The organism is Geodermatophilus marinus, assembly GCF_003428645.1.
In the GTDB taxonomy this organism is placed as follows: domain Bacteria; phylum Actinomycetota; class Actinomycetes; order Mycobacteriales; family Geodermatophilaceae; genus Geodermatophilus.
Map to the genome: position 1 here is coordinate 1 of NZ_QVQH01000019.1, position 22719 is coordinate 22719.

Genomic DNA, 22719 nt, shown 5'->3' on the forward strand with positions numbered 1-22719 from the left:
TGGCGGACCAGGGCGATGGTGAGCAGCTCGGCGTCGCTGCAGGCCGGGGTCGGCCCCGGCCGGGCCGGGATGGTCACCTGCCCGGCGGCGATCGCATCGTCGATGAGCACGTAGACGTGGACGAACAAGTCCTCGGTGGGGAGCATGAGAGGCGCCTCTGCGGGCGAGGGGCTTCGACAACCACCACGCTCCGCAGAGGCGCCCTCATGTCAAGCCATCAGTTGCCGACGGCAACCCACATAACGCGCCTGAGGGATGGCCGCCCCTCCCCCCACACCTCGCACAAGGACCCCCCTGCCCCCCGCCGCTCGCGAGCTCACGGCGGGACCCTGGAGGGGAGCCGGCGGGCCCCTGAGGGATCGCCGAGCTCACCGTTGCCGGTCCTGGCTCACCACCGGTGGTGAGCCAGGACCGGCAACGACCAGGTCACCTGATCCCGGAGGGGCCCGCCGTCACCGCCAGCGCGTGCGGGCCGAGATCGCGGCCAGCGCGGCGGCACCGGCGGTCGAGGTGCGCAGCACCTCGGGGCCCAGGCGCACGGGCCGCGCGCCCGCGGCGGCCAGCGCGACGACCTCGCCGTCGGTGAGCCCGCCCTCGGGGCCGACGACGACCGCCACCGTGCCCCGGGCGGGCAGGTCGAGGCCGGCCAGCGGGTGGCGGGCCTGCTCGTGCAGGACCAGCGCGAGGTCGACGTCGGCCAGCACCCCGCACACCTCGCGGATGGTCATCGGCCCGGTGACCTCCGGGACGCGCGGGCGCCGGGCCTGCTTGCTGGCGGCGCGGGCGGCCGAGCGCCACCGCGCCAGACCCTTGTCGACGCGGTCGGCGCGCCAGCGGGTGATGCAGCGGGCCGCCGTCCAGGGCACCACGCGGTCGACGCCGAGCTCGGTGGCCAGCTCGACGGCCAGCGGGCCGCGGTCGCCTTTCGGCAGCGCCTGCACCAGGACGAGCTCCAGGGCCGGCGGGGGCACCTCGTGGCGGGCGGCGACCCCCACCCGCAGGCCGGCCGGGCCGGCGGCGGTCACCTCGCCCTCGACGAGGATGCCCCGGCCGTCCCCGACCCGGACCCGCTCGCCCGGTGTCAGCCGCAGGACGTCGACGGCGTGGCGCCCCTCGGCCCCGTCGACCAGCACCTCGGGGGCGTCGGGCAGCTCCTCGAGCAGGAACAGCGGCGCGCCGTCGAGCTCGGGCAGGGATCGGTCGGCCACGCCCGTCACTTGAACACGTCGCGGACGCGGGAGAACAGCCCGCCGTGCCCTTCCGGGTGGGCCGCGGCCGGGCGGTCCTCACCGCGCAGGGCGGCGAGCTCGCGCAGCAGCTTCTCCTGCTCGGCGTCCAGCCGGGTGGGGGTCTCGACCTCGACGTGCACCAGCAGGTTGCCCCGGCCGGTGGCGCGCAGCCGCGGCGCGCCCTGGGCCCGCAGCGTGAGCACGCTGCCGGACTGGGTGCCGGGCCGGATGTCGACCTCCTGCTCCCCGTCGAGCGTCTCGAGGGTGAGGGTGGTGCCCAGCGCGGCGGAGGTCATCGGCAGCGTGACCCGGCAGTGCAGGTCCTCGCCGTCGCGGGTGAAGACCGGGTGCGGGCGCTCGGCGATCTCCACGTACAGGTCGCCGGCCGGGCCGCCACCGGGGCCGACCTCGCCGTGGCCGGTGAGCCGGATCCGCATGCCGTCCTCGACGCCGGCGGGCACCTTGACCGGGATGGTGCGCCGGGCGCGGACCCGGCCGTCGCCCCCGCACTGCGCGCACGGCTCGGGGATGACCTGGCCGGTGCCCACGCAGGTCGGGCAGGTGCGCGAGGAGACGACCTGGCCCAGGAAGGAGCGCTGGACGCTCTGCACCTCGCCGCGGCCGGAGCACGTGGTGCAGGTGGTGGCGTGGGTGCCGGGCGCGGTGCCGGCACCGGTGCACGCGTCGCAGAGGACGGCGGTGTCGACGGTGATCTCCTTGGTGGCGCCGAAGACCGTCTCGTCGAGGTCGAGGTCGAGACGGATCAGCGCGTCGCCGCCGGCGCGGACCCTGCTGCGCGGGCCGCGGGCGGTGGCGGCGCCGCCGAAGAAGGCGTCCATGATGTCGCCGAGGCCGCCGAACCCGGCCCCGCCGAACGGGCTGCCCGCCCCGGCACCCGGCCCGTTGTCGAACGGGTCGCCGCCGAGGTCGACGATGCGCCGCTTCTCCGGGTCGGTCAGGGCCTGGTAGGCGCGGCTGACCTCCTGGAAGCGCTCCTTGGCGCCCGGGTCGGGGTTGACGTCCGGGTGCAGGTCACGCGCCAGCCGCCGGTAGGCCTTCTTGATCTCGGCGTCGGAGGCCCCGCGGGCCAGGCCCAGCACGCCGTAGTAGTCGGTTGCCATCGAGAAGTCTCAGCCTCAGCTCCCGGCCAGGATCTGGCCGACGTAGCGGGCCACGGCGCGCACCGCGGCCATGTTGCCTGGGTAGTCCATGCGGGTGGGACCGACGATGCCCAGCCCCCCGAGTGCCCGGTCCTCCGTGCCGTAACCCACGGAGACCACCGAGGCGCCCGTGAGGGCCTCGTGGGCGTTCTCCTCGCCGATGCGGACGAGGACCGCCCCGCCGGTGTCCACCTCCGAGATCAACCGCAGGACCACCACCTGTTCTTCCAACGCCTCCAGCAGCGGCCGCAGGCTGCCCGGGAAGTCGGTGAGCCCGCGGGCGAGGTTCGCGGTGCCGCCGATGACCAGCCGGTCCTCGCCCGGCTCGACGAGCGTCTCCACCAGCGCGGCGCTGACCGCGGCGACCAGGGGCCGCAGGTGCGGGGGCGCGGTGTCGAGCAGGTCGGGGACCTTGCCGGCCGCGTCGGTCAGCCTGGCCCCGGCGAAGGCGGTGTTCAGCAGGCTGCGCAGCTCGGCGACGTCGTCCCGGTCCAGCTCGGCCGAGCACTCGACCACCCGCTGCTCGACCCGCCCGGTGTCGGTGATGAGCACCACCAGCAGGCGGGTGGTGGCCACCTGCACCACCTCGAGGTGCCGGACGGCGCTGCGCGAGAGCGTCGGGTACTGGACGACGGCCACCTGGTGGGTCAGCTGCGCGAGCAGGCGGACGGTGCGGCCGAGGACGTCGTGCAGGTCGAGCGCGCCGTCGAGGAAGCGCTCGATGGCCCGCCGCTCGGCCGCCGACAGCGGTTTGACCGCCGACAGCCGGTCGACGAAGAGCCGGTAGCCCTTGTCGGTGGGCACCCGCCCGGCGCTGGTGTGCGGCTGGGTGATGTACCCCTGCTCCTCCAGCACGGCCATGTCGTTGCGGATGGTCGCCGGCGAGACCCCCAGGTCGTGCCGCTCGGCCAGGGCCTTGCTGCCCACCGGGTCGTTGGTCGAGACGAAGTCCTGGACGATGGCCCGCAGCACCTGCAGACGGCGGTCCTCGTGGGCCACGGTGACACCTCCCCGTACCGGTCGACGCGTCGGACGGCACCCCGCGGCGGTCGCCCCCGCCCGGCCCGCCTCCCGGCGACCGCACGGCGAGCTGGCACTCGCACGGACAGAGTGCCAGGACAGCATACGTCCCGGGAGCCCGCCGGTCCCGCGGCTCGCGGCACCGGCCCGGGCCGGCCCGGGGGCGGCCGCTAGGGTTGGCCGCGGTCGCGCCAGCCCGGGCGAGCAGCAGGACGGAGGTCGGTCCCCCTGATCTTCAAAGCGGTCCGGGACGGCCGCCCGTACCCCGAGCACGGGCTGTCGACGAAGGACTGGGCGATGATCCCGCCGCGGCAGATCCGGCTGGACGCGCTGGTCACGACCAAGCGCGAGCTGGCCCTCGACACGCTGCTGGCCGACGACTCGACGTTCTACGGCGACCTGTTCCCGCACGCGGTGCAGTGGCAGGGCGACCTCTACCTCGAGGACGGCCTGCACCGGGCGCTGCGGGCGGCGCTGCAGCAGCGCAACGTCATCCACGTCCGGGTGCTCGACCTCGACGCGCTGATCCCCGCCGACCCCGCCCGCTGAGACCCCGTGCCGGGTCCCGCTGGGGCCCCGTCCAGAGGCTCGCCCCGAGCCTGCGAGCGGTCGCACGGTCCCGCCCCGAGCCTGCGAGCGGTCGCACGGCCCCGTCCAGGGTCCCGCCCCGAGCCTGCGAGGGGTGGCACGGCCCCGTCCAGGGTCCCGCCCCGAGCCTGCGAGCGGTCGCACGGCCCCGTCCAGGGTCCCGCCCCGAGCCTGCGAGCGGTCGCACGGCCCCGTCCAGGGTCCCGCCCCGAGCCTGCGAGGGGTGGGGAGGACGGGGTCCTTCTAGAGCCAGCCCTTCTCCTCGGCCACGCGCGCGGCCTCGACGCGGGTCCGCGCGCCGGTCTTGCCGATCGCGGAGGACAGGTAGTTGCGGACCGTGCCCTCGGAGAGGAACAGCCGGCGGGCGATGTCGGCGACGGTGGCGCCGTCCGCGGCCTCCCGCAGCACGTCGGCCTCCCGCGCCGACAGCGGGGTGGCGCCGAGCGCCAGCGCGGCCGCGGCGAGCTCCCGGTCGATGACCCGCTCCCCCGCCACGACCGCCCGGATCGCGCGGGCCAGCTCGGCGACCGGCGCGTCCTTGACCAGGAAGCCGGCCGCGCCGACCTCCATGGCCCGGCGCAGGAAACCCGGCCGGCCGAAGGTGGTGAGGACGACGGCACGGCAGCCCGGCACCGCGGTCGCCAGCTCGCGGGCCGCCTCGATGCCGTCCCGGCCGGGCATCTCGATGTCGAGCAGCGCCACGTCGGGCCGGTGGGCGCGGGCGGCGTCGACGACCTCGTCGCCCCGGCCGACCTCGGCGACCACCTCGATGTCCTCCTCGAGCTCCAGGAGGGCCCGCAGCGCGCCGCGCACCATCCCCTGGTCCTCGGCGACGAGCACCCGGATCACGGCGTGCCCACGCGGTCGGCGGCCGCCAGCGGCACCCGCGCGGCGAGCCGGAACCCGCCGCCGGCCGCGGGGCCGTGCTGCAGCTCGCCGTCCAGCGCGGTCACCCGCTCGGCGAGCCCCGACAGCCCGGTGCCCGGCGTCCCGCCGGGGCCCCGCCCGTCGTCGGTGACGGTCAGCGCCGCCTCGCGGTCGCCGACCGCGACGTCGACGACGACGGCGCGGGCGCCGCTGTGCCGCAGCACGTTGGTCGTGGCCTCGCGCACCACCCAGCCCAGCACCGCGTCGACCGGGCCGGGCAGCACCGGCAGCGGGGACGGCGCCCGCAGCGCGACCCCGGCGGCCGACAGGGCGGCGCGGGCTTCGGCCAGGGCGACCGCGACGCCGATCTGCCGGTAGCCGCTGACCGCCTCGCGGACCTCGGCCAGCGCGCGCCGGGCGGCGGCCTCGACGTCGGCCATCTCGGCGCGGGCCCGGGCGGGGTCCCGCTCGGCCAGCCGGCCGGCGAGCTCGCTCTTGAGGGCGATCATCGACAGCGAGTGCCCGAGCAGGTCGTGCAGGTCCCGGGCGAAGCGCAGCCGCTCCTCGGCGACCGCCGAGCGGGCCAGCTCGTCGCGCGCCTCGGCCAGCTCGGCGTTGACCGAGATGAGGTAGCGGGTGCCGCGGAGGGCGAAGGCGCTCAGCACGCACAGGACCGGGAGGAAGAACAGCTCCCCGAGCATCCCGTCCGCGGCGAGGACGCCGGTGCAGACCGCCGTCGCCAGGGCGACCACCGGCCACACCCACCGCTCCGGGAGGCCGGCGGCCGCGGCCGTCGCCACGTAGATGAGCAACCCGACCCAGGAGGCCCCCAGCCCGACGGCGAGAGCGGCACCGAGCACCCCGACCGCCACCAGGGGGCGCCAGGGCACCGGGCGGCAGGGGGAGGTCATCCGGTCGAAGACCATGAGGTACGCGGCGGTGAACGCGACCAGCCCGAGGAGCGCGACCACCCGGACCCCGGCCGGCCGCGGGGTGCTGACCAGGTCGGACAGCGGGAAGGCCAGGAACAGCAGCCAGGGCAGCGTCCAGCCCAGCCGGTGCCGCCAGCGCGGGCGCGGTTCCACGGGCACCGACGCTAGTCCCGCTCAGCCGGCGACGGCGTGCAGCGCCCGCCGCTGCGCCACCGCCGCGGCCAGCAGCGCGAAGGCCGCGGCGAACCCGGCCAGCGCCAGCACGGCCAGGGGCGCCGGCGCGCCACCGGCCGCCACGTCGCGGCCGAGCTCGGCGTACCAGTAGGAGGGCAGGGTGTGCGCCACCGCCCGCAGGGCCTCCGGGAAGAGCTGCACCGGTACCCACAGCCCGCCGAGCGCGGCCAGGATCGTGCCGAGGATGCCGATCGCACCGCCGGCGGCCTTCTCGTCGAGGGCGTGGCCGACCAGCAGGCCCAGCGCGACGAACGCGCCGGAGCCCAGCCAGAGCACCGCGACGAGCGCCGCCCAGGTGAGCGGGGGCAGGTCCACGCCGTTGACGAACCGGCCGACCGCGGCGACGACGACCAGGCCGGGCAGGGTGAGCAGCATGCCGACGGCGACGTCCACGGCGACCACGGAGGACGTCGGCACCGGGGTGATCCGCAGCTGGCGCAGCCACCCCGAGGCGCGGTCGAAGGAGACCCGGATGGTCGCACCGAGGGCGGCCCCGAGGGCGCCGTAGGCCATCATCGAGACCATGTAGGTGGTCGCGTACGCCTGCCGGTCGGCCGCGTCGCCGGCGAACCCGCCGAAGACCTTCGTGAAGAAGACCGTGAACAGCGCCGGCATGAGCACGGTGAAGAAGAGGAACTGCCGGTTGCGCCCGACCCGGCGCAGCTGGAAGGCGAACAAGGGGTTCATCGCGTGGCTCCGGTCGTGGTGCGGGTGGCGGTCAGGGAGAGGACGGCGTCCTCGAGGCTGGCCCCGTGGACCTCGAGGTCGGCCAGCCGGGTGCCGCGGGCGAGCAGGGCCTGCAGGGTGGCCTCGACGTCGTCGGTGGAGAGCACGACCCGGTCGCCCGCGCGGTCGAGCGCGGTGGTGCCGGGCAGGTCGTGCAGCGGAGTGCCGGGCGCGGCGGTGAAGGCCACGGTCCGGCCGCCGATGCCGGCCTTCACCGCGGCGGCCGGGCCGTCGGCGACCACCCGGCCGCCGGCCACGACCACCACCCGGTCGGCCACGGCGTCGGCCTCCTCCAGGTGGTGGGTGGCGAAGACGACCGTGGTGCCGCGGTCGGCCAGCGCGCGCATCGTCGTCCAGAAGGCGCGGCGTCCGGCGACGTCCATGGCCGAGGTGGGCTCGTCGAGCAGGAGCAGCGGCGGCTCCCCGGCCAGGGCGACGGCGAGCAGCACCCGCTGCCGCTGACCGCCCGAGAGGGCCTCCACCGGCCGGTCGAGCAGGCCGTCGATGCCGGCGGTGGCGACCAGGTCGTCCAGCGGCCAGGCGATGGCCCGCCCGGCCCGCCCGAAGCTGCGGCGGACCAGCGCGAGCACCTCGCCGACGCGCGCCTCCCCGGGCAGCCCGCCGTGCTGCAGCATCGCGCCGACGCACCCGGCCCGGACCGCCTCGCGCGGGTCGCGGCCGAGCACGCTGATCCGGCCCGACGAGGGCACCAGGCCGAGGACGGCGTTGACGACGGTCGACTTGCCGGCGCCGTTGGGGCCCAGCAGGGCCACGGTCTCGCCGCGGCGCAGCCGCAGGTCCAGGCCGTCGACGGCCACCGTGCCGCCGTAGCGGACGGTGAGGGACTCCAGCTCGAGTGCGGTCTCGCGGGGCATGCGCCCAGCCTGTCCGCGCACCTCCGGCCGGGGTAGTGCGGGACGTCGGGACCCCGACCTGACGGATGTCAGGCCGGGCCTCCGGCCGGCGCGGGCACTGTCAGTCGGGCGGCCGGCCGTGCCGCGCGGCGTACCAGTCCCGGTACGCCGCCACCGCCGTCGGCAGGGTCGGGAAGACCCGGTCCTCGCCGACGCGGTCGAGCAGCCCGGCGGCGCCGAGGGCGTCGCGCAGGTCCTGCTTCACGCGCGCCATGGCGAACACCACGCCCCGGTCGGTGAGGGCGGCGCGCAGCTCGTCGAGGGCGTCCAGCCCGGTGAGGTCCACCTCGACGTTGGACTCGGCGTTGAGCAGGAACCACTCCGGGGGCGTCGGCGCCGCGTCGGCCGCGGCCAGGGCGCGGGTGCGGAAGTCCTCGGCGTTGGCGAACACCAGCGGGGAGTCGTAGCGGTAGACCACCAGGCCGGGGACCAGCCGCGCGTGCGGGTGGTCGTCGACGTCGTGCATCCCGGCGATGCCGTCCACGTACCCGAGGATGCCGTCGTGCGGGCGGGCGACCCGTCGCATGAGGTCGGCGATCGACAGCGCGACCGCCACGCCGACGCCGGGGAGCACGCCGAGGGCGACGACGGCCGCGGTGGTGGCGAGGGCCAGCAGCAGCTCGCTGCGGCGGAAGGCGGCGAACCGGCGGAACTCGCCGACGTCGACCAGGCCGAGCGCGGCCCACACCACGACCGCCCCGAGCGCGGCGGTGGGGAACGCGGCGAGCAGGGGTCCCAGGGCGAGCACGGCGGCCCCGACGGCGCCGAGGGCGGCCAGCGAGTACAGCTGGCTGCGGCTGCCGAGCGCGTCGCCGACCACCGTGCGGCTGCCGCTGCTGCTCACCGGGAAGCCCTGGGTCAGCCCGACCGCGATGTTCGCGGCCCCGAGCGCGAGCAGCTCCTGGTCGGCGTCCACCCGCTCGTGCCGGCGCCCGGCGAATGCCCGGGCGGTGAGCACGTTGTCCGTGAAGCCGACGACGGCCACCCCGACCGCGGGCAGCAGCAGGGTGGTGAGGTCGTCGAGGGAGACGCCCGGCCACGCCGGCAGCGGCAGGCCGACCGGCACCTCGCCGACGACGCCGACGCCGCTCTCCTGCAGGTCCCCCAGCGTGACCGCCGCCGCGGCGAGGACCATGGCGATCAGCGGGGCCGGCGTCCGCGGGGACCACCGGTGCAGCGCCAGGAGCAGGACCAGCACGGCGGCGGCCAGGAGGGCCGTGGGCGGGTGCACCCGGTCGAGGTTCTGCAGGAACGACCACACCTCCGCAGGGACGCCGGAGCCCTCCACGGGTACGCCGGTGACCCGCTCGAGCTGGCTGACCACCATGAGCACCGCGATGCCGGCCAGGTAGCCGACCAGCACCGGCTTGGAGAGCAGGTCGGCGAGGAACCCGACCCGCAGCAGGCGCGCCACCAGGCACACCGCGCCGACGAGGAGGGCGAGCGCCGCGGCGAGCACCGCGTAGCGGGCGGGGTCGCCGGCCGCCAGCGGGCCGACGACGACCGCGGTCATGAGCGCGGTCGTCGACTCCGGGCCGACCGACAGCTGCCGGGAGGACCCGAGCACGGCGTAGACCAGCAGCGCCACCGAGACGGCCCAGAGGCCGGTGACCGGCGGCAGCCCGGCCACCGTGGCGTAGGCCATGACCTGGGGCACCAGGTACGCGGCCACGCCCACCCCGGCGACCAGGTCACCCCGCAGCCAGGAACGGCGGTAGTGCACGAGCACGTGCAGGTTCGGGGCCAGCCGCCAGGCACCCGGCGACCCCACCGGCCGCGCACCTGCGCCGTCCGCCCTGCTCACGCCGGGCATCCTGCCGCGCCCGGGCGGCCACCTCACCGACCGACAGCAGCTCCACGGGGCGCATCGTCACATGCCGGAGAGCCCGCCCGTCCCACCGCGGTCAGTCGGTGAGCTCCCGGACGACGGCGTCGGCGAGCAGCCGGCCCCGGTCGGTGAGCACCGCCCGGCCGCCCTCGTGCGCGACCGGGTCGAGCAGCCCGCGGGCCACCGCTACCGCCGCGCGCAGCCGACCGGCCGCCGACAGCGCGGTCAGCGGCAGCCCCGCGCGCAGGCGCAGCCCGAGCATCACCGTCTCCAGCGCGCGGTCGGCCTCGTCGAGCAGCTCGCTGTCCTGGACGGGGCTCTCCCCGCGCAGCAGCCGGCCGGCGTAGGCGGCCGGGTGCTTGACGTTCCACCAGCGCAGCCCCCCGACGTGGCTGTGCGCGCCCGGGCCGATGCCCCACCAGTTGGCGTTGGCCCAGTACAGCTCGTTGTGCCGGCAGCGGGCGGCCTCCGAGCGGGCCCAGTTGGAGACCTCGTACCAGTCGAAGCCCGCGGCCCGGAGGGTGGCGTCGGCCTGCTCGTAGCGGTCGGCGAGGACGTCGTCGTCGGGCATCGGCAGCTCCCCCCGGGCGACGCGCCGGGCCAGCCGGGTGCCCGGCTCGACGATGAGCGAGTAGGCGCTGACGTGGTCGACCGGGGCGGCGAGGACGGCGTCGAGCGAGGCCGCCCAGTCGGCGTCGGTCTCCCCCGGCGTGCCGTAGATCAGGTCGAGGTTAACGTGCTCGAAGCCGGCCGCGCGGGCTTCCCGGGCGGCCTCGGCGGCGCGGCCGGGGGTGTGCCGCCGGTCGAGCACGGCGAGCACGTGCTCGGCGGCCGACTGCATGCCGAGGCTGATCCGGGTGAACCCGGCCGCGCGCAGCCGGGCCAGGCCGGCGGGGGTGACCGTCTCGGGGTTGGCCTCGGTGGTGACCTCGACGTCGTCGGCGACGGGGAACAGCGCGCGGATGCCGTCGAGGACGGCGGCCAGGTCGTCGGCCGGCAGCAGTGTCGGGGTGCCCCCGCCGACGAACACGGTCGAGACCGGAGGCCGGTCGGGCCCCAGCAGGTCGGCGGCCTGGCGCAGCTCGGCCAGCGCCGTGCCCGCGTACTCGGCGCGGGCGGCACCGGACCCGAGCTCCTCGGCGGTGTAGGTGTTGAAGTCGCAGTAGCCGCAGCGGGTGGCGCAGAACGGCACGTGCACGTAGAGCCCGAACGGGGTGCCGGCCAGGCCGGCGCGGGCGGTGTCGGGAAGCCCGAAGGCCCGCGCGGGCGGGTCCGTGAGGGGCAGGGTGGTGCTCATCTGCTCCCAGTGTGCCGCGCCGCGGGACGCCGGGCAGGATCCCTCCCGTGGCCGACGACCGGGTGCTGCAGGTGACCGTCTCGCACGGGGTGGCGACGCTGACGCTGGACTCCCCCGCCAACCGCAACGCCCTCTCGCGGGCGATGCGGGCCCAGCTGCGCGCGGCGCTGGCCGACGCGCTGGCCGACGACGCGGTGCGGGTGGTGGTCCTCGACCACACCGGCCGGGTCTTCTGCTCCGGGATGGACCTCTCCGAGGCCGCCGGGGGCGCCGCCGAGGACCAGGGCGTGCACGAGTTCCCGGAGATCCTGGAAACGGTGTGGCGGGCGCCCAAGCCGGTGGTCGGCGCCGTCCGGGGCCCGGCCCGCGCCGGCGGGGTCGGGCTGCTGGCCGCCTGCGACGTGGTGGTCGCGGCCGAGTCGGCGACGTTCGCGTTCTCCGAGGTCCGCCTCGGCATCGTGCCGGCGGTCATCTCCGCGGTCGTCCTGCCGCGGATGGTGCCGCACGTGGCGCACCGGCTGATGCTGACCGGGGAGGTCTTCGAGGCCGCGGAGGCGCTGGCCGGCGGGCTGGTCGACCGGGTCGTCGCCGGGGACGCGGTGGACGAGGCCGTCGAGGTCCAGACCCGAGCGCTGGCCGCGGGCGCGCCGGCCGCGCTGGCCGAGACCAAGCGGCTGCTGCGGGCCGGCGGGCTGCGCGGGTCCTTCGACGAGCTGCTGGCGACCTCGGCGCGGTTCTTCGCCTCCGAGGAGGGGCAGGAGGGCATCGCCGCCTTCCGCGAGAAGCGCCCGGCCCGGTGGGTGCCCTGACGCGGCGGGGCGGCCCGGTGGCACCGGGACCGGCAGCGCCGGGGGCCGTGGCGTGAGGGCGGTGCGCCTGCACGGCGTGCGCTCCCGCCGGGTGTGCGTCGACGAGGTCCTCCCGCCCCGGGCCCCGCGCGCCGACCAGCTGCTGGTCCGGGTCGCCGCCTCCAGCGTCAACGGCACCGACCTCCGCCTCCTGCGGGGCGCCGTCCCCGTCACCGCGCTGCGCGGGCCGTTCCCCCTCGGCTTCGACGTCGCCGGGGAGGTCGTCGCCCGCGGCCCGGCCGTGACCTCGTACGAGGCCGGCGACCGGGTGCTCGGGCTGCTCGACCACGGCGGCGGCGGCCAGGCCGACCGGGTGCTCGTCCCGCAGTCGCGGGTCGCGCTGCTGCCCGCGGCCGTCGACCCGGCCGAGGCCGGCGCCCTCCCGCTGGCCGGGCTCACGGCGCTGCAGGCCCTGCACGGCGCGGCCGCCCTGCACGCCCGCCGCTCCCCGCGGGTCCTCGTCGTCGGGGCGGCCGGCGGCATCGGGTCCTACGCGGTCCAGCTGGCGAAGCTGGCGGGGGCGCACGTGACCGCGGTCGCCCGCCGCGAGCAGGCGGGGTGGCTGCGCGACCTGGGCGCCGACGAGGTGGCCGACCGGGACGACGGCCCGCTACCGGGCGGCGGGGAGCGGTGGGACGTCGTCCTGGACACACCCGCCGTCCTGCGCCTCGCCGAGGTCGGCCCGCAGCTGGCCGACGGCGGGGCCCTGGTGAGCACCGTCCCGCTGTCGGCGGACGTGCTGCGGGCCGGAGCCGGCCGGTTGCGGCGGCGCCGGGTGCGCTTCGCCGCGGTGCGCACCCGGGCCCGGCCCGCCGACCTCGCCCGGCTCGTCCGTCTGGTGGCCGCGGGCCGGCTGCGCGTCCCGGTGACCGGGCGGGTCCCGCTGGCCGGTGCCGCCGCGGCCTACGCCGACGGGGGCGCAGGGCGGGGCAAGCTCGTCGTCGTCATCTGAGCCCGGACCGGCCGCACCGGTGCCCCCTCCCGGGGTCCTCCGTCTGTGAGTGCCATGGCACTCACAGACGGAGGACCCCGGACGGCACACGAGGGCGGCCCGGGTCCGCGGGCTACCGCAGCCGGCGCGTGCTGTCGGGCAGCCGCTGGGTGACGCCGCGGGCGTCGAGCCACTCCATGAGCGGGACGGCGACCCGCCGCGTGGTGCCCCAGGCCGCCCGGGCCTGGCTGAGGGTGAACGGTGCGGGGAGGGCGACCAGCCGCTCCCGGGCGACCGCCTCGACCCCCGGCGCCAGGTAGACGCCCTCGGCGATGCGCACCAGCTGCCGCTCGCGGACGGCGGCGGCCAGCTCCCGCGGGCCCAGCGCGGCGGCGGCCAGGTCCCCGGCCTCGGGGGCGGCGAACGGGTCGGCGGCCAGCCGGGCCCGGATGCCGTCGACCGCGGCCTGCACCCGAGGCGGCAGCCCGGCGGCGGCCGCGACGACGCGGCCCTCCTGCAGGGCCAGCGGGGGCCGGACCGCGACCGGGACCAGCTCGGGGGCGGGCAGCTCGAGCGCGCGCTGGACCACGGCGACCGGCGGGCCGGGCTCCAGGGGGCGCAGCCGCCGGTAGCGGGTCACCACGTCCGGCAGGGCGGCCGCGAGCTCGTCGGGCAGGCCCGGGGCGAGCAGCCACGGCCCGACCTGCGCGGCGCCCTCCGGGACCGGCCAGCCCATCGCGGTGAAGTCGGCGGTGCGGACGACGCGGCGCCGGGCCAGGTCGGCCGCCGCCCCCGCCGCCCCGCCCGGCCGCGCGGAGAGCTCCGCGGCGCGCGCCCGCGCGGCCCCGCGGCGGCGCAGCTCGGGCGGGTCGACGTCGCGCACGTCGGCGCCGAGCACCCGGCGGGCGCCGGGGTCGCGGAGCAGCAGCCGGTCCCCCACGCGCAGCGGCAGCGGGCCGGCCAGCCGCAGCCGCACCGCCGCGCCGTCCAGCGGGCGGGTCCGGGCCGCCACCGCGGCCGAGCCCACGTGCACCACCACCTCGGCCGGCAGCCGCGGGGCGTCCGCCGACCCCCACCCGCCCCCGGCCAGCAGGACGTCGACGTCGGAGGTGGCGCGGAAGGCCCCCGGGGTGAGCAGGGCGCTGCCGCGGGCGAGGTCCTCGACCGCCACGCCGCGCAGGTTCAGCGCCACGCGCGCGGTCGCCTCGGCCCGGCCGACCGGCTCCCCCAGCGACTGGACCCCGCGGACGGCCACCTCCCGGCCCCCGAGCAGCAGCCGGTCCCCGGCGGCGACCCGGCCGGCGGACAGCGTCCCGGTGACCACCGTGCCGGCGCCGCGGATCGGGAAGGCCCGGTCCACCCACAGCCGGACCGGTGCGGCGCGGTCGGGAGCGGGCAGGCCGGCCAGGAGGGCCTCCAGCGCCGCCGCGACCTCGGGGACGCCCCGGCCGGTGACCGCGCTGACCGCCACCCCGGGGACCTCGCCCATCGAGGTCGCGGCCAGCCGCTCCCGCGCGTCGGCCAGCACCGGCGCGGTCGCGGCCAGGTCGGCCTTGGTGACCGCCAGCAGCGCGTGCCGCACGCCCAGGGCGTCGAGGACGGCGACGTGCTCGGCGGTCTGCGCCGACCAGCCGTCGTCCGCGGCGACCACGACCAGCGCCGCCGGGACCGGGCCGACGCCGGCGAGCATGTTGCCGACGAACCGCTCGTGCCCGGGGACGTCGACCACCGCCAGCCGGCGGCCCGAGGGCAGCGTCGTCCAGGCGAAGCCGAGGTCGATGGTCAGACCCCGGCGGCGCTCCTCCTCCCACCGGTCGGGCTCCATGCCGGTGAGCGCCCGGACCAGCGTGGACTTGCCGTGGTCGACGTGCCCGGCGGTGGCGACGACGTCCATGCCGGGCGGGCTCACCGGGCCGCCGCCAGCACGGCGGCGGCCAGGCAGTCGTCGGCGGTGGGCGGCAGGCTGCGCAGGTCGAGCAGCGTGCGGTCGCCGGCGACGTGGCCGACGACCGGGGGCGTGCCCCGGCGCAGCGGCTCGGCGAACCCTGCCGGCAGCGAGACCGCGGCGCTGGGCAGCGGCTGCTCGGGCGCCCCGCCCCCGCCGACCCGCGCCCGGGAGCCCACCGCCACCGCGTCCACCCCGGCCGCGGACAGCCGGGCGGCCAGCGCCTCGGCCCGGCGGTGCAGCCCGGCGGCGTCCGCGGCGAGCATCTCCCCCACCGGCGGCAGCGGCCCGCGCAGGGTGGCCTCCAGCGCGGCCAGGGTCGTCTTGTCCACCCGCAGCGCCCGGTAGAGCGGGTGCCGGCGCAGCCGCTGCACCAGGTCGGCGCGGCCGAGCACCAGGCCGGCCTGCGGGCCGCCGAGGAGCTTGTCCCCGCTGGCCAGCACGAGGTCCGCGCCGTCGGCCAGCGTGCTCTGCAGGTCGGGCTCGTCGGGCAGCACCGGGTGCGGCCGCAGCAGGCCGGAGCCGACGTCGGCGACCAGCGGGACGCCGCGGCCGGCCAGCGCCCGGGCCAGCTCGGCGACCGGCACAGCGCGGGTGAAGCCCCGGACGACGAAGTTCGACGGGTGCACCTTGAGCACCGCGCCGGTGCTGCCGGTGAGGGCGCCGAGGTAGTCGTCGAGGGCCACACGGTTCGTCGTCCCCACCTCGCGCAGGCGAGCGCCGGTGGCCTCGAGCAGCTCGGGGATGCGGAAGCCGTCGCCGATCTCGACCAGCTCGCCGCGGGCGATGACCAGCTCACCGCCCAGCGCCGTGGCGACCAGCGCCAGCGCGGCGGCGCAGTTGTTGACCACCAGGGCGGCCCCGGCCGCGGGCACCGCCTCGAGCAGCGCGGCCAGAGCGCCCACGCCGCGGGGGCCGCGGCGGCCGGTGCCCAGGTCCAGCTCGACGTCGGTGGTGCCGGCGGCGGCCGCCACCGCCTCCACCGCCGCGGCCGACAGCGGGGCGCGGCCGAGGTTGGTGTGCACGAGGACCCCGGTGGCGTTGAGGACCGGCCGCAGGGACGACGCGGTGCCGGGCAGCGCGGCCACGACCGCGGCGACGGCGTCCCCGGGCACGACCTCGCCCTGCCGGACCCGCTGCTGCACCTCCCGGACGGCGACCTTCACCAGGTCCCGCCCCAGCCGGTCGGCGGCGGCCACCAGCCGCGGGTCGGCGAGCAGCGAGTCGGTGCGGGGCACCTGCCGCCGCGGGTCGGCGCTCATCGACCGGAGCGTAGGCGCCGGGTGGGCGGGCGAGGGTGCGGGCGGGTGGTTGGCGGAGGCGGACGGGAATCGAACCCGCCTGACCGAGCTGCTCGGCCACGTCGGCTTTAGAGGCCGCGGGGGCCACCAGGCGCCCTGACGCCTCCGGGGCCCAGCCTACGGTGGGGCGGTGACCAGCGCACCCGCCAGGATCCGGCTCACGCAGTACGCGCACGGCGGGGGGTGCGCGTGCAAGATCCCGCCCGGCGAGCTGGAGGACGTCGTCGCCGGGCTCACCACCGCCGGCCCGCGGGACCCGGCCGCCGAGCTCGTCGTGGGCCTCGACGACGGGGACGACGCCGCGGTGGTGCGCACCGCCGGTGGCCAGGGGCTGGTGCTCACCACCGACTTCTTCACCCCGGTCGTCGACGACGCGCGCACCTTCGGCCGGATCGCCGCGGCCAACGCGCTCTCCGACGTCTACGCGATGGGCGGCACCCCCGTCGTGGCGGTCAACCTGCTCGGGTGGCCGCGCGGCGTGCTGCCGGCCGAGCTCGCGGCCGAGGTGCTGCGCGGCGGGCTGGAGATCGCGCAGGAGGCCGGCTGCCACGTCGGCGGCGGCCACTCGATCGACGACCCCGAGCCCAAGTACGGCATGGCGGTGACCGGGGTCGTCGACGTCGACCGGGTGATCACGAACTCCGCGGCCGCCGCCGGGACGGCGCTGTCGCTGACCAAGCCCCTCGGGGTCGGCGTCCTCAACAGCCGGATGAAGGCCACCGGCGAGGTGAGCGAGGAGGCGGTGGCCTCGATGACGGCGCTCAACCGCGACGCCTCGCTGGCCGCGGTGGCCGCCGGGATCCGCGCGGGCACCGACGTCACCGGCTTCGGCCTGCTCGGCCACCTGCACAAGATGGCGCGGGCCAGCGGGGTGACCGCGGTGGTCGACGCGGCCGCCGTCCCCTACCTCGACGGGGCGCGGCGGGCGCTGGCCGGCGGCCACGTCTCCGGCGGCACCCGGCGCAACCTCGACTGGGTGCGCCCGCACGTGGACCTCACCGCGGTGGACGGGGACGAGGCGCTGCTGCTGGCCGACGCGCAGACCTCCGGCGGGCTGCTGCTGGCCGGCGAGGTGCCGGGCGCTCCGGTGATCGGCGAGTTCGTGCCGCGGCGCGGGGACCTCACCGTCGTCGTGCGGTGATCGCCCACGCGGCCGCTCCGAGCAGGACGCCGTCGGGTGTCTCGTGGTCGGCGAGCGCCGCCCGCAGCTCCTCCAGGGCCGCCCGGCGGGTGCCGGCGTCGAGGCCGCCCAGCAGACCCCGCGCCGGGCCCAGCCCGGTGACGAACCCGAACGCGTCGTCGGTGTCGGCGCCCAGCCGCACCGCCCCCGGCAGGGCGGTGAGGTCGACCGCCGAGAACCCGGCGGCGGCGAGGACGCGGCGCACGTGGTCCGGGTCGGCCAGGCCGAACGGCCCGGGGGCGTCGCTCGGCGGCTCCGGCAGCGGGCGGCCGGCGGACAGCGTCCGGCGGATGACGAGCAGCCACTCGTTGCGGGCGAGCGGCTGCCAGGTCAGCAGCGCCAGCCGCCCGCCCGGCCGCAGGGCCCGCGCGACGTTGGCGAAGCCGGCCACCGGGTCGCCGAAGAACATGGCGCCGAAGCGGCTGATCGCGACGTCGTACGCCGCGGGGTCGAAGGGGTGGACCTGGGCGTCGGCCCAGACGAACGTCGTGTTCGCCAGCCCCGCCGCCGCGCTGCGCCGACGGGCCTCGGCCAGCAGCGGGGCCGACACGTCGACGCCGGTCGCGTGCCCGGCCGGCGCCGCGCGCGCCGCGGCGCGGGTCGAGGTGCCGGCGCCGCAGCCGACGTCGAGCACCCGGTCGGCCGCGGCGATGCCGGCGGCCCCGGCCAGGGCCGGGTCGAACGCCGCCGAGGCCGCGTCGAAGCGGTCGGCCCGCGCCGCCCAGTCCTCGCCCTCCGCGCCGTTCCAGGCCGCGGCCATGTCGGCGTTGCGGGCGTCGACGAGCGGGGCCTGCTGAGGTGTCGGCGCGGTCATCGCCGTCTCCCGTCGGGGCGGTTGCCGGTGTCCCCCGGATCGTCCCGCGCGCGAGGGTGCCCGCCCATCCCCCCGGTCGCGGTGCGACCCCGAGGGGGGCAGTGACATAGTCCCGGCATGCTCGCTGCCTTCGTCTCGACGCCCGCCCCGGAGGACCCCCTCTCCGTCCTGGAGGTGGGCGAGCGCCCGGACCCCGAGGTCCCCGACGGCTGGACGACGGTCCGGGTGCGGGCGGTCTCGCTCAACCACCACGACCTGTTCAGCCTGCGCGGGGTCGGCCTGCCGGCGGAGCGGATGCCGATGGTCCTCGGCACCGACGCCGCCGGCCTCGACGAGGACGGCAACGAGGTCATCGTGCACGGGGTGGTCGCCAGCCCCGGGTGGACCGGCGACGAGACGCTGGACCCCCGGCGGAGCCTGTTCTCCGAGCTGCACCAGGGGACGATGGCCCAGCGGGTCGCCGTCCCCCGGCGCAACCTGGTGCCCAAGCCCGCCGAGCTGAGCTTCGCCGAGGCCGCCTGCCTGCCCACCGCCTGGCTGACCGCCTACCGGATGCTGTTCGTGAAGTCGGGGCTGCGGCCGGGCGCCACGGTGCTGGTGCAGGGCGCCAGCGGCGGCGTGGCCACCGCGCTGATCGCGCTCGGCCGGGCGGCCGGCTACCGGGTCTGGGTCACCGGCCGCAGCGAGGAGAAGCGCGCCGCGGCCCTCCGGCTGGGCGCCGAGCAGGCCTTCGAGACCGGCGCCCGGCTGCCCGAGCGGGTGGACGGCGTCATGGAGACCGTCGGCGAGGCGACCTGGGGCCACAGCGTCAAGTCGCTCAGGCCCGGCGGCGTCATCGTCACCTCCGGCGCGACGACGGGCTTCAACCCGGGTGCCGAGCTCAACCGGGTCTTCTTCACCCAGCTGTCGGTGATCGGCTCCACCATGGGCACCCGCGAGGAGCTCGAGTCGCTGGTCCGGATGTGCCTGGTCACCGGCGTCCGCCCGCTCATCGACGTCGAGCTGCCGCTCGCCGAGGCGCGGGAGGGCTTCGCGCGCATGCTCGAGGGGCGGACGGCGGGCAAGATCGTCTTCACCCCGTGAGCGAGGGCCCGGTCGACCGGGTGCTGGCCGCGCTGCGGGAGGCCGGGGTGCCGGTCGAGGTCCGGCGCCTGACCGACCCGGTGCCCACGGCCGCGACGGCCGCGGCGGCGCTCGGCTGCCCGGTGGCCGCCATCGCCAACAGTCTCGTGTTCGACGCCGACGGCGAGCCGCTGCTGGTGCTCACCAGCGGCGCCCACCGGGTGGACACCGGCAAGGTCGCCGCCCTGGTCGGTGCCCGCCGGGTCCGCCGGGCGACGCCGGGGTTCGTGCTCGCCGCCACCGGCCAGGAGGTCGGCGGCGTGGCGCCCGTGGGCCACCCGGCACCGCTGCGCACCGTCGTCGACGCCGACCTCGCCGGCCACCCGCTGCTGTGGGCCGGCGGCGGCGACCACTGGACGATGCTCGGGCTCTCCTACGCCGACCTGCTCCGGGCCACCGGCGGCACGGGGGCCGCCGTCGCCTGACCGCGCTCCTGTCAACACGAGTTGACAGGATCCGCGCTGTCAACGTATGTTGACAGCCATGGCGGACACGGCAGCGGTGGCAGCAGCCGCCGGCAGCACGGACCCGTCGGTCGGCCTCGCGGCCGTCCGGTCGCTGCGCGTCCTCGTCGAGCGCCTGGAGGCCCTCCAGGTGGAGAACGCCCGCGGCCAGGGCTGGAGCTGGGAGCTGATCGCCCAGCACCTCGGCGTGAGCCGGCAGGCGGTGCACAAGAAGCACGCGGGCGGCCGCGGGCCGCTCCGGCGGGAGGAGTGAGCGGTGTTCGAGCGGTTCACCACCGAGGCCCGGCAGGTCGTCGTCGGCGCCCAGCAGGAGGCGCGCCGGCTGCGCGCCGACCGCGTCGGCACCGAGCACCTGCTGCTCGGCCTGCTGGCGTCGGAGGGCGGCGTCTCCGCCGGCGTCCTCACCCGGCACGGCCTGACGCGGGACGCGGTCGCCGGCGCGATCCGGGCGGCCACCGGCGAGGAGCTGGACGCCGACGCCCTCAGCGCGGTGGGCATCGACCTGGACGCCGTCCGGGACACCGTCGAGGCGGCGTTCGGCCCGGGCGCCCTCGACGCCGGGCGGCCGCGCGGACCGGCACGGGGCGGGCACGTCCCGTTCACCCCGCGGGCGAAGAAGGTCCTCGAGCTCGCGCTGCGCGAGGCGATCGCCCTCCGGCACCGGCGGATCACCGACGGGCACGTCCTGCTCGGGCTGCTCCGCGAGGGCCAGGGCCTGGCGATGAAGGTGCTGCACGACCGCGGGGTGGACCCGGTGGCGCTGCGGCAGGACGTCAGGTCCGCGCTCGGCTCCTGAGCTGCGGCGCCCGCAGCAGCAGCACGGAGGCCAGCGCGGCCAGGGCCGCGGCGACCGCCGCACCCGCGAAGACGGTGTGCAGCTGGGTGAGGACGGCGGCCGCCAGCGCGGCGTCGTACGCCGGGCAGGCGGCCGGGGTCCGCGGGCACAGCGCCACCGGCGAGCCGATGGCGGCGACCTCGGCGGTGAACCGGCGCAGCGCGATCGCCGTGAGCAGCGAGAGGCCGACCAGCATGCCGACGGTGCGCGCCACGACGGCCAGCGCGCTGGCGCTGCCGTGCACCTCGGGGCCGGTGACCGCGAGCAGCACCGCGGTCACCGGGGCGATGGCCAGGCCGAACCCCAGCCCCGCGGCCAGGAGCACGACGGTCGACCAGCCGCCGTCCAGGGACCGCTCGTCCCAGCGCGTCATCGCGGCCAGTGCCAGCGCGGTGAGCGCCGTCCCGGCCGCCGCGACCGCGCGGGGCGGCGCGTGCCGGCAGAGCCAGCCGCCGGCGACCGCGCCCACGGGGACGGCCACGAGCAGCCGCAGCAGCACCAGGGCGGCGCCGAGCTGGTCCCCGGGGGTCGTGGTGGCCCGCGCGAACAGCGGCACGTCGACGAGCGCGGCCACCAGCGCCGCGCCGACCAGCAGGTTGACCAGCAGCGCGCCCCAGGCCCCGGCCGGCCGTAGTGCCCGCAGCGGGAGCACCGGCGCCGGGGTGCGCCGCTCGTGCAGCACGAACAGGACGGCGGCGGCCGCCGCGACCGGCAGCAGCACCGCGCCGTGCGCCACCACCTCGGTGGCCGGGTCGGCCGCGGCGAAGGCCCAGACCAGGCTGCCGAGCGCGACGACCACCAGCGCCGAGCCCAGCAGGTCGACCCCGGCGGCCAGCCGCGGCAGCCCCCGCAGCGGCAGCAGCGCCCCCTCGGGCACGGCGAGGCTGCGCGCGACGAGGGCTCCGCCGGCCAGGACGGCGACCAGCTGCAGCGGCGTCCCCACCCCGCCGACGGGCACCCACAGCAGCCCCACCGTGACGTCACCGGCCAGCGCCTCCGGCTCGGCCAGCTGCAGACCCAGCGCGGCGGCGGCGAGCGCGGCGAGGGCGAGCCCGACGGGGTCCGGCCGGCGGCCGCGGCCGGTGAGGACGACGCCGGCCGCCAGCCCCACGCCGAGCAGCAGGTTGAGCCAGAAGATCGCCCGCCAGTCGGCCAGGGCGAGCACCGCGGCGCCGGCGAGCGGGCCGAGCACGGCGCCGGCCTCCTGGACCGCGCCGACGACCCCGAGCGGCACGGCTCGCCGCTCGGGTGGCCAGCGGTCCGCGACCAGCGCCAGGGTGGCCGGCACCAGGCCGCCCGCCCCCACACCCTGCAGCCCGCGCCCGGCGACCGCGGTGCCCAGGCCGTCGGCGCCCGCGGTGAGCAGCGAGCCGAGCGCGAACAGCAGCAGGCAGCCCACGAGCACCGGCGTCCGACCGCGCAGGTCGGCCAGCCGGCCCAGCAGCGGGAGGGTGGCGGTGTAGCCGAGCAGGAAGCCGCCGATGATCGGCGTCGCGCGCTGCAGCTCGTCGACGCCGACGCCGACCCCGGTCAGGATGTCGGGCAGCGCGAGGACGACGACGTAGGTGTCGGCGGCGGTGACGAGCACCGCGAGCGTGGCCAGGACGACGAGGGGCAGCCCGGGGGCGGCGGCCCGCTCGCGCGCCGGGTCAGCCGGTCGGCGGCGCGGTGATGTCGACATCGGTCCCGTAACCGCTGAGCTCGAGGGTGTAGACGCCGTCCTCGCCCTCGGCGCTGAAGAACGGGCCGACCAGCTCGGCGCTGCGCAGCTCCCCGGTCTCCGGGTCGATGGACAGCCGCGCGTCGACCGGGCGCTGCGGGTCCTGGGTGGCGAGGACCTGCTCGACCAGGTCGCCGGGCAGGGTGGCGGTCACCTCGCGCACCACGGCGCCCTCCACCCGCCGCTCCTCGCCCAGCTCGGCGTCCTCCGCGCCCGCGAGCAGCCGGGTGATGCCGGTGTCGGGGTCGAGGAGGGCGCCGGGGTCGCCGACGCCGAACTCGGCGGGGTCGACCTCGGTGAAACCGCTGGTGAACGGCAGCTCGGCCCAGACGGTGCCGTCGACGCTGACGACCGGCAGGTCCACGGTCGTCCCGGCCGTGCGCACCTGGAGCGTGCCGGAGAACGACGCCGGCCGGGCGATGTCCCCCTCCCCGCCGACCAGCGCGGTGCCCGCCCCGGACGCGCCCTCGCTGGTGAGCACGAAGTGCACGCTGTCGGCCCCGTCGAGCGTCGCGCGGGCCTGCTCCAGCAGGCCCTCGGCCGTCACGGCGGGCTCGTCGCTCCCGCAGCCGGCCGGGGCCGCGAGCAGCAGCCCGGCGACCAGGACGGCCACGGCGCGGTTCCTCGGCATGCTCCCCCTCACGTCGGGCCGACCGTAGCGCGAGCCCGCCGGGTCGCACCGGGGCCGCGGCCCGGGCCGCGTGGCGGGCGGCACCCTCTCCCGCCCGGGGCCGGGGACCCCGTCAGCGGACGGTGGGCAGCTG

General features: G+C 77.9%; 22 protein-coding genes and 1 tRNA gene. 8 read left to right on the plus strand and 15 right to left on the minus strand.

Annotation, left to right across the window (positions count from 1 at the left end; genetic code table 11):
- Window positions 1-452 precede the first annotated feature (452 nt).
- Genes D0Z06_RS18000 through hrcA form a run of 3 tightly spaced genes read right to left on the minus strand, consistent with a single transcriptional unit; the run spans window position 453 to window position 3388 of the window.
- On the minus strand, window positions 453-1208 hold the full coding sequence (locus D0Z06_RS18000; protein WP_199522396.1) for a 16S rRNA (uracil(1498)-N(3))-methyltransferase: 756 nt from the start codon (window positions 1206-1208) through the stop codon (window positions 453-455).
- A gap of 5 nt (window positions 1209-1213) precedes the next feature.
- A complete protein-coding gene (gene dnaJ, locus D0Z06_RS18005; RefSeq protein ID WP_117378935.1) occupies window positions 1214-2350 on the minus strand; it encodes a molecular chaperone DnaJ in 1137 nt (378 codons plus the stop codon).
- Between the two features lie 15 nt (window positions 2351-2365).
- Window positions 2366-3388: a heat-inducible transcriptional repressor HrcA gene (gene hrcA / locus D0Z06_RS18010; protein WP_117378936.1), complete on the minus strand. Its 1023-nt coding sequence runs from the start codon at window positions 3386-3388 to the stop codon at window positions 2366-2368.
- Window positions 3389-3640: 252 nt separating this feature from the next.
- On the opposite strand from hrcA, the gene D0Z06_RS18015 reads away from it, so the two are divergent.
- Entirely contained in the window at window positions 3641-3958 is a 318-nt protein-coding gene (locus D0Z06_RS18015) for a type II toxin-antitoxin system VapB family antitoxin (protein WP_458339537.1), read from the plus strand.
- Window positions 3959-4240: 282 nt separating this feature from the next.
- Here the strand turns inward: D0Z06_RS18015 and D0Z06_RS18020 are convergent, their stop codons facing one another.
- The 6 genes from D0Z06_RS18020 to hemW all read right to left on the minus strand — a co-directional run bounded on the left by D0Z06_RS18020 (window position 4241) and on the right by hemW (window position 10795).
- The gene (locus tag D0Z06_RS18020) at window positions 4241-4846 is read right to left on the minus strand and encodes a response regulator transcription factor (RefSeq protein WP_117378938.1); all 606 of its coding nucleotides are present in this window, start codon (window positions 4844-4846) and stop codon (window positions 4241-4243) included.
- Window positions 4843-5949 carry a sensor histidine kinase gene (locus D0Z06_RS18025; protein WP_117378997.1) on the minus strand — a complete coding sequence of 369 codons (1107 nt, stop codon included), beginning with the start codon at window positions 5947-5949 and terminating at the stop codon, window positions 4843-4845. The genes D0Z06_RS18020 and D0Z06_RS18025 overlap by 4 nt, the downstream gene beginning before the upstream one ends.
- Before the next feature lie 21 nt (window positions 5950-5970).
- The gene (locus D0Z06_RS18030; RefSeq protein ID WP_117378939.1) at window positions 5971-6717 is read right to left on the minus strand and encodes an ABC transporter permease; all 747 of its coding nucleotides are present in this window, start codon (window positions 6715-6717) and stop codon (window positions 5971-5973) included.
- Window positions 6714-7631, minus strand: a complete 918-nt coding sequence (locus D0Z06_RS18035; protein ID WP_117378940.1) for an ABC transporter ATP-binding protein — start codon at window positions 7629-7631, stop codon at window positions 6714-6716. The genes D0Z06_RS18030 and D0Z06_RS18035 overlap by 4 nt, the downstream gene beginning before the upstream one ends.
- Before the next feature lie 100 nt (window positions 7632-7731).
- A complete protein-coding gene (locus D0Z06_RS18040; RefSeq protein WP_199522397.1) occupies window positions 7732-9474 on the minus strand; it encodes a SulP family inorganic anion transporter in 1743 nt (580 codons plus the stop codon).
- Window positions 9475-9574: 100 nt separating this feature from the next.
- Window positions 9575-10795, minus strand: a complete 1221-nt coding sequence (gene hemW, locus D0Z06_RS18045) for a radical SAM family heme chaperone HemW (protein ID WP_117378942.1) — start codon at window positions 10793-10795, stop codon at window positions 9575-9577.
- Window positions 10796-10842: 47 nt separating this feature from the next.
- Here hemW and D0Z06_RS18050 point away from each other — a divergent pair, with 47 nt between their 5' ends.
- A complete protein-coding gene (locus D0Z06_RS18050) occupies window positions 10843-11604 on the plus strand; it encodes an enoyl-CoA hydratase-related protein (protein ID WP_117378943.1) in 762 nt (253 codons plus the stop codon).
- A gap of 61 nt (window positions 11605-11665) precedes the next feature.
- A complete protein-coding gene (locus tag D0Z06_RS18055; RefSeq protein ID WP_158580026.1) occupies window positions 11666-12595 on the plus strand; it encodes an NADP-dependent oxidoreductase in 930 nt (309 codons plus the stop codon).
- Between the two features lie 112 nt (window positions 12596-12707).
- Here the strand turns inward: D0Z06_RS18055 and selB are convergent, their stop codons facing one another.
- The 3 genes from selB to D0Z06_RS25470 all read right to left on the minus strand — a co-directional run bounded on the left by selB (window position 12708) and on the right by D0Z06_RS25470 (window position 15927).
- Window positions 12708-14483 carry a selenocysteine-specific translation elongation factor gene (gene selB / locus D0Z06_RS18060; protein WP_233517786.1) on the minus strand — a complete coding sequence of 592 codons (1776 nt, stop codon included), beginning with the start codon at window positions 14481-14483 and terminating at the stop codon, window positions 12708-12710.
- Window positions 14480-15781 (minus strand): L-seryl-tRNA(Sec) selenium transferase, encoded by a 1302-nt coding sequence (gene selA, locus D0Z06_RS18065; protein ID WP_117378945.1) that lies wholly within the window; start codon window positions 15779-15781, stop codon window positions 14480-14482. Before selA ends, selB begins: the two co-directional genes overlap by 4 nt.
- Before the next feature lie 50 nt (window positions 15782-15831).
- Window positions 15832-15927, minus strand: a tRNA-OTHER gene (locus D0Z06_RS25470).
- 23 nt (window positions 15928-15950) lie between these two features.
- Between D0Z06_RS25470 and selD the strand changes: the two genes are divergently transcribed.
- On the plus strand, window positions 15951-16961 hold the full coding sequence (gene selD / locus D0Z06_RS18070) for a selenide, water dikinase SelD (RefSeq protein ID WP_117378946.1): 1011 nt from the start codon (window positions 15951-15953) through the stop codon (window positions 16959-16961).
- Here selD and D0Z06_RS18075 read toward each other — a convergent pair.
- On the minus strand, window positions 16942-17814 hold the full coding sequence (locus tag D0Z06_RS18075) for a class I SAM-dependent methyltransferase (protein WP_117378947.1): 873 nt from the start codon (window positions 17812-17814) through the stop codon (window positions 16942-16944). The genes selD and D0Z06_RS18075 overlap by 20 nt on opposite strands.
- A 117-nt stretch (window positions 17815-17931) precedes the next feature.
- Here D0Z06_RS18075 and D0Z06_RS18080 point away from each other — a divergent pair, with 117 nt between their 5' ends.
- Genes D0Z06_RS18080 through D0Z06_RS18095 form a run of 4 tightly spaced genes read left to right on the plus strand, consistent with a single transcriptional unit; the run spans window position 17932 to window position 20196 of the window.
- Window positions 17932-18897, plus strand: a complete 966-nt coding sequence (locus D0Z06_RS18080) for a zinc-binding dehydrogenase (RefSeq protein ID WP_117378948.1) — start codon at window positions 17932-17934, stop codon at window positions 18895-18897.
- The gene (locus D0Z06_RS18085) at window positions 18894-19361 is read left to right on the plus strand and encodes a YbaK/EbsC family protein (RefSeq protein ID WP_199522398.1); all 468 of its coding nucleotides are present in this window, start codon (window positions 18894-18896) and stop codon (window positions 19359-19361) included. The genes D0Z06_RS18080 and D0Z06_RS18085 overlap by 4 nt, the downstream gene beginning before the upstream one ends.
- Before the next feature lie 58 nt (window positions 19362-19419).
- Complete coding sequence (locus tag D0Z06_RS18090; RefSeq protein ID WP_117378949.1) at window positions 19420-19653, plus strand: HTH domain-containing protein; 234 nt, start codon at window positions 19420-19422, stop codon at window positions 19651-19653.
- A 3-nt stretch (window positions 19654-19656) separates the two neighbouring features.
- Entirely contained in the window at window positions 19657-20196 is a 540-nt protein-coding gene (locus D0Z06_RS18095) for a Clp protease N-terminal domain-containing protein (protein WP_117378950.1), read from the plus strand.
- On the opposite strand, the gene D0Z06_RS18100 is transcribed toward D0Z06_RS18095, so the two are convergent.
- Together D0Z06_RS18100 and D0Z06_RS18105 are read right to left on the minus strand one after the other, a co-directional pair.
- A complete protein-coding gene (locus D0Z06_RS18100; RefSeq protein WP_117378951.1) occupies window positions 20174-21916 on the minus strand; it encodes an MFS transporter in 1743 nt (580 codons plus the stop codon). The two genes, D0Z06_RS18095 and D0Z06_RS18100, sit on opposite strands and share 23 nt — an antisense overlap.
- Window positions 21885-22586, minus strand: coding sequence for an LppX_LprAFG lipoprotein (locus D0Z06_RS18105; protein WP_117378952.1), 702 nt, complete (start codon window positions 22584-22586; stop codon window positions 21885-21887). The genes D0Z06_RS18100 and D0Z06_RS18105 overlap by 32 nt, the downstream gene beginning before the upstream one ends.
- Window positions 22587-22719 lie beyond the last annotated feature (133 nt).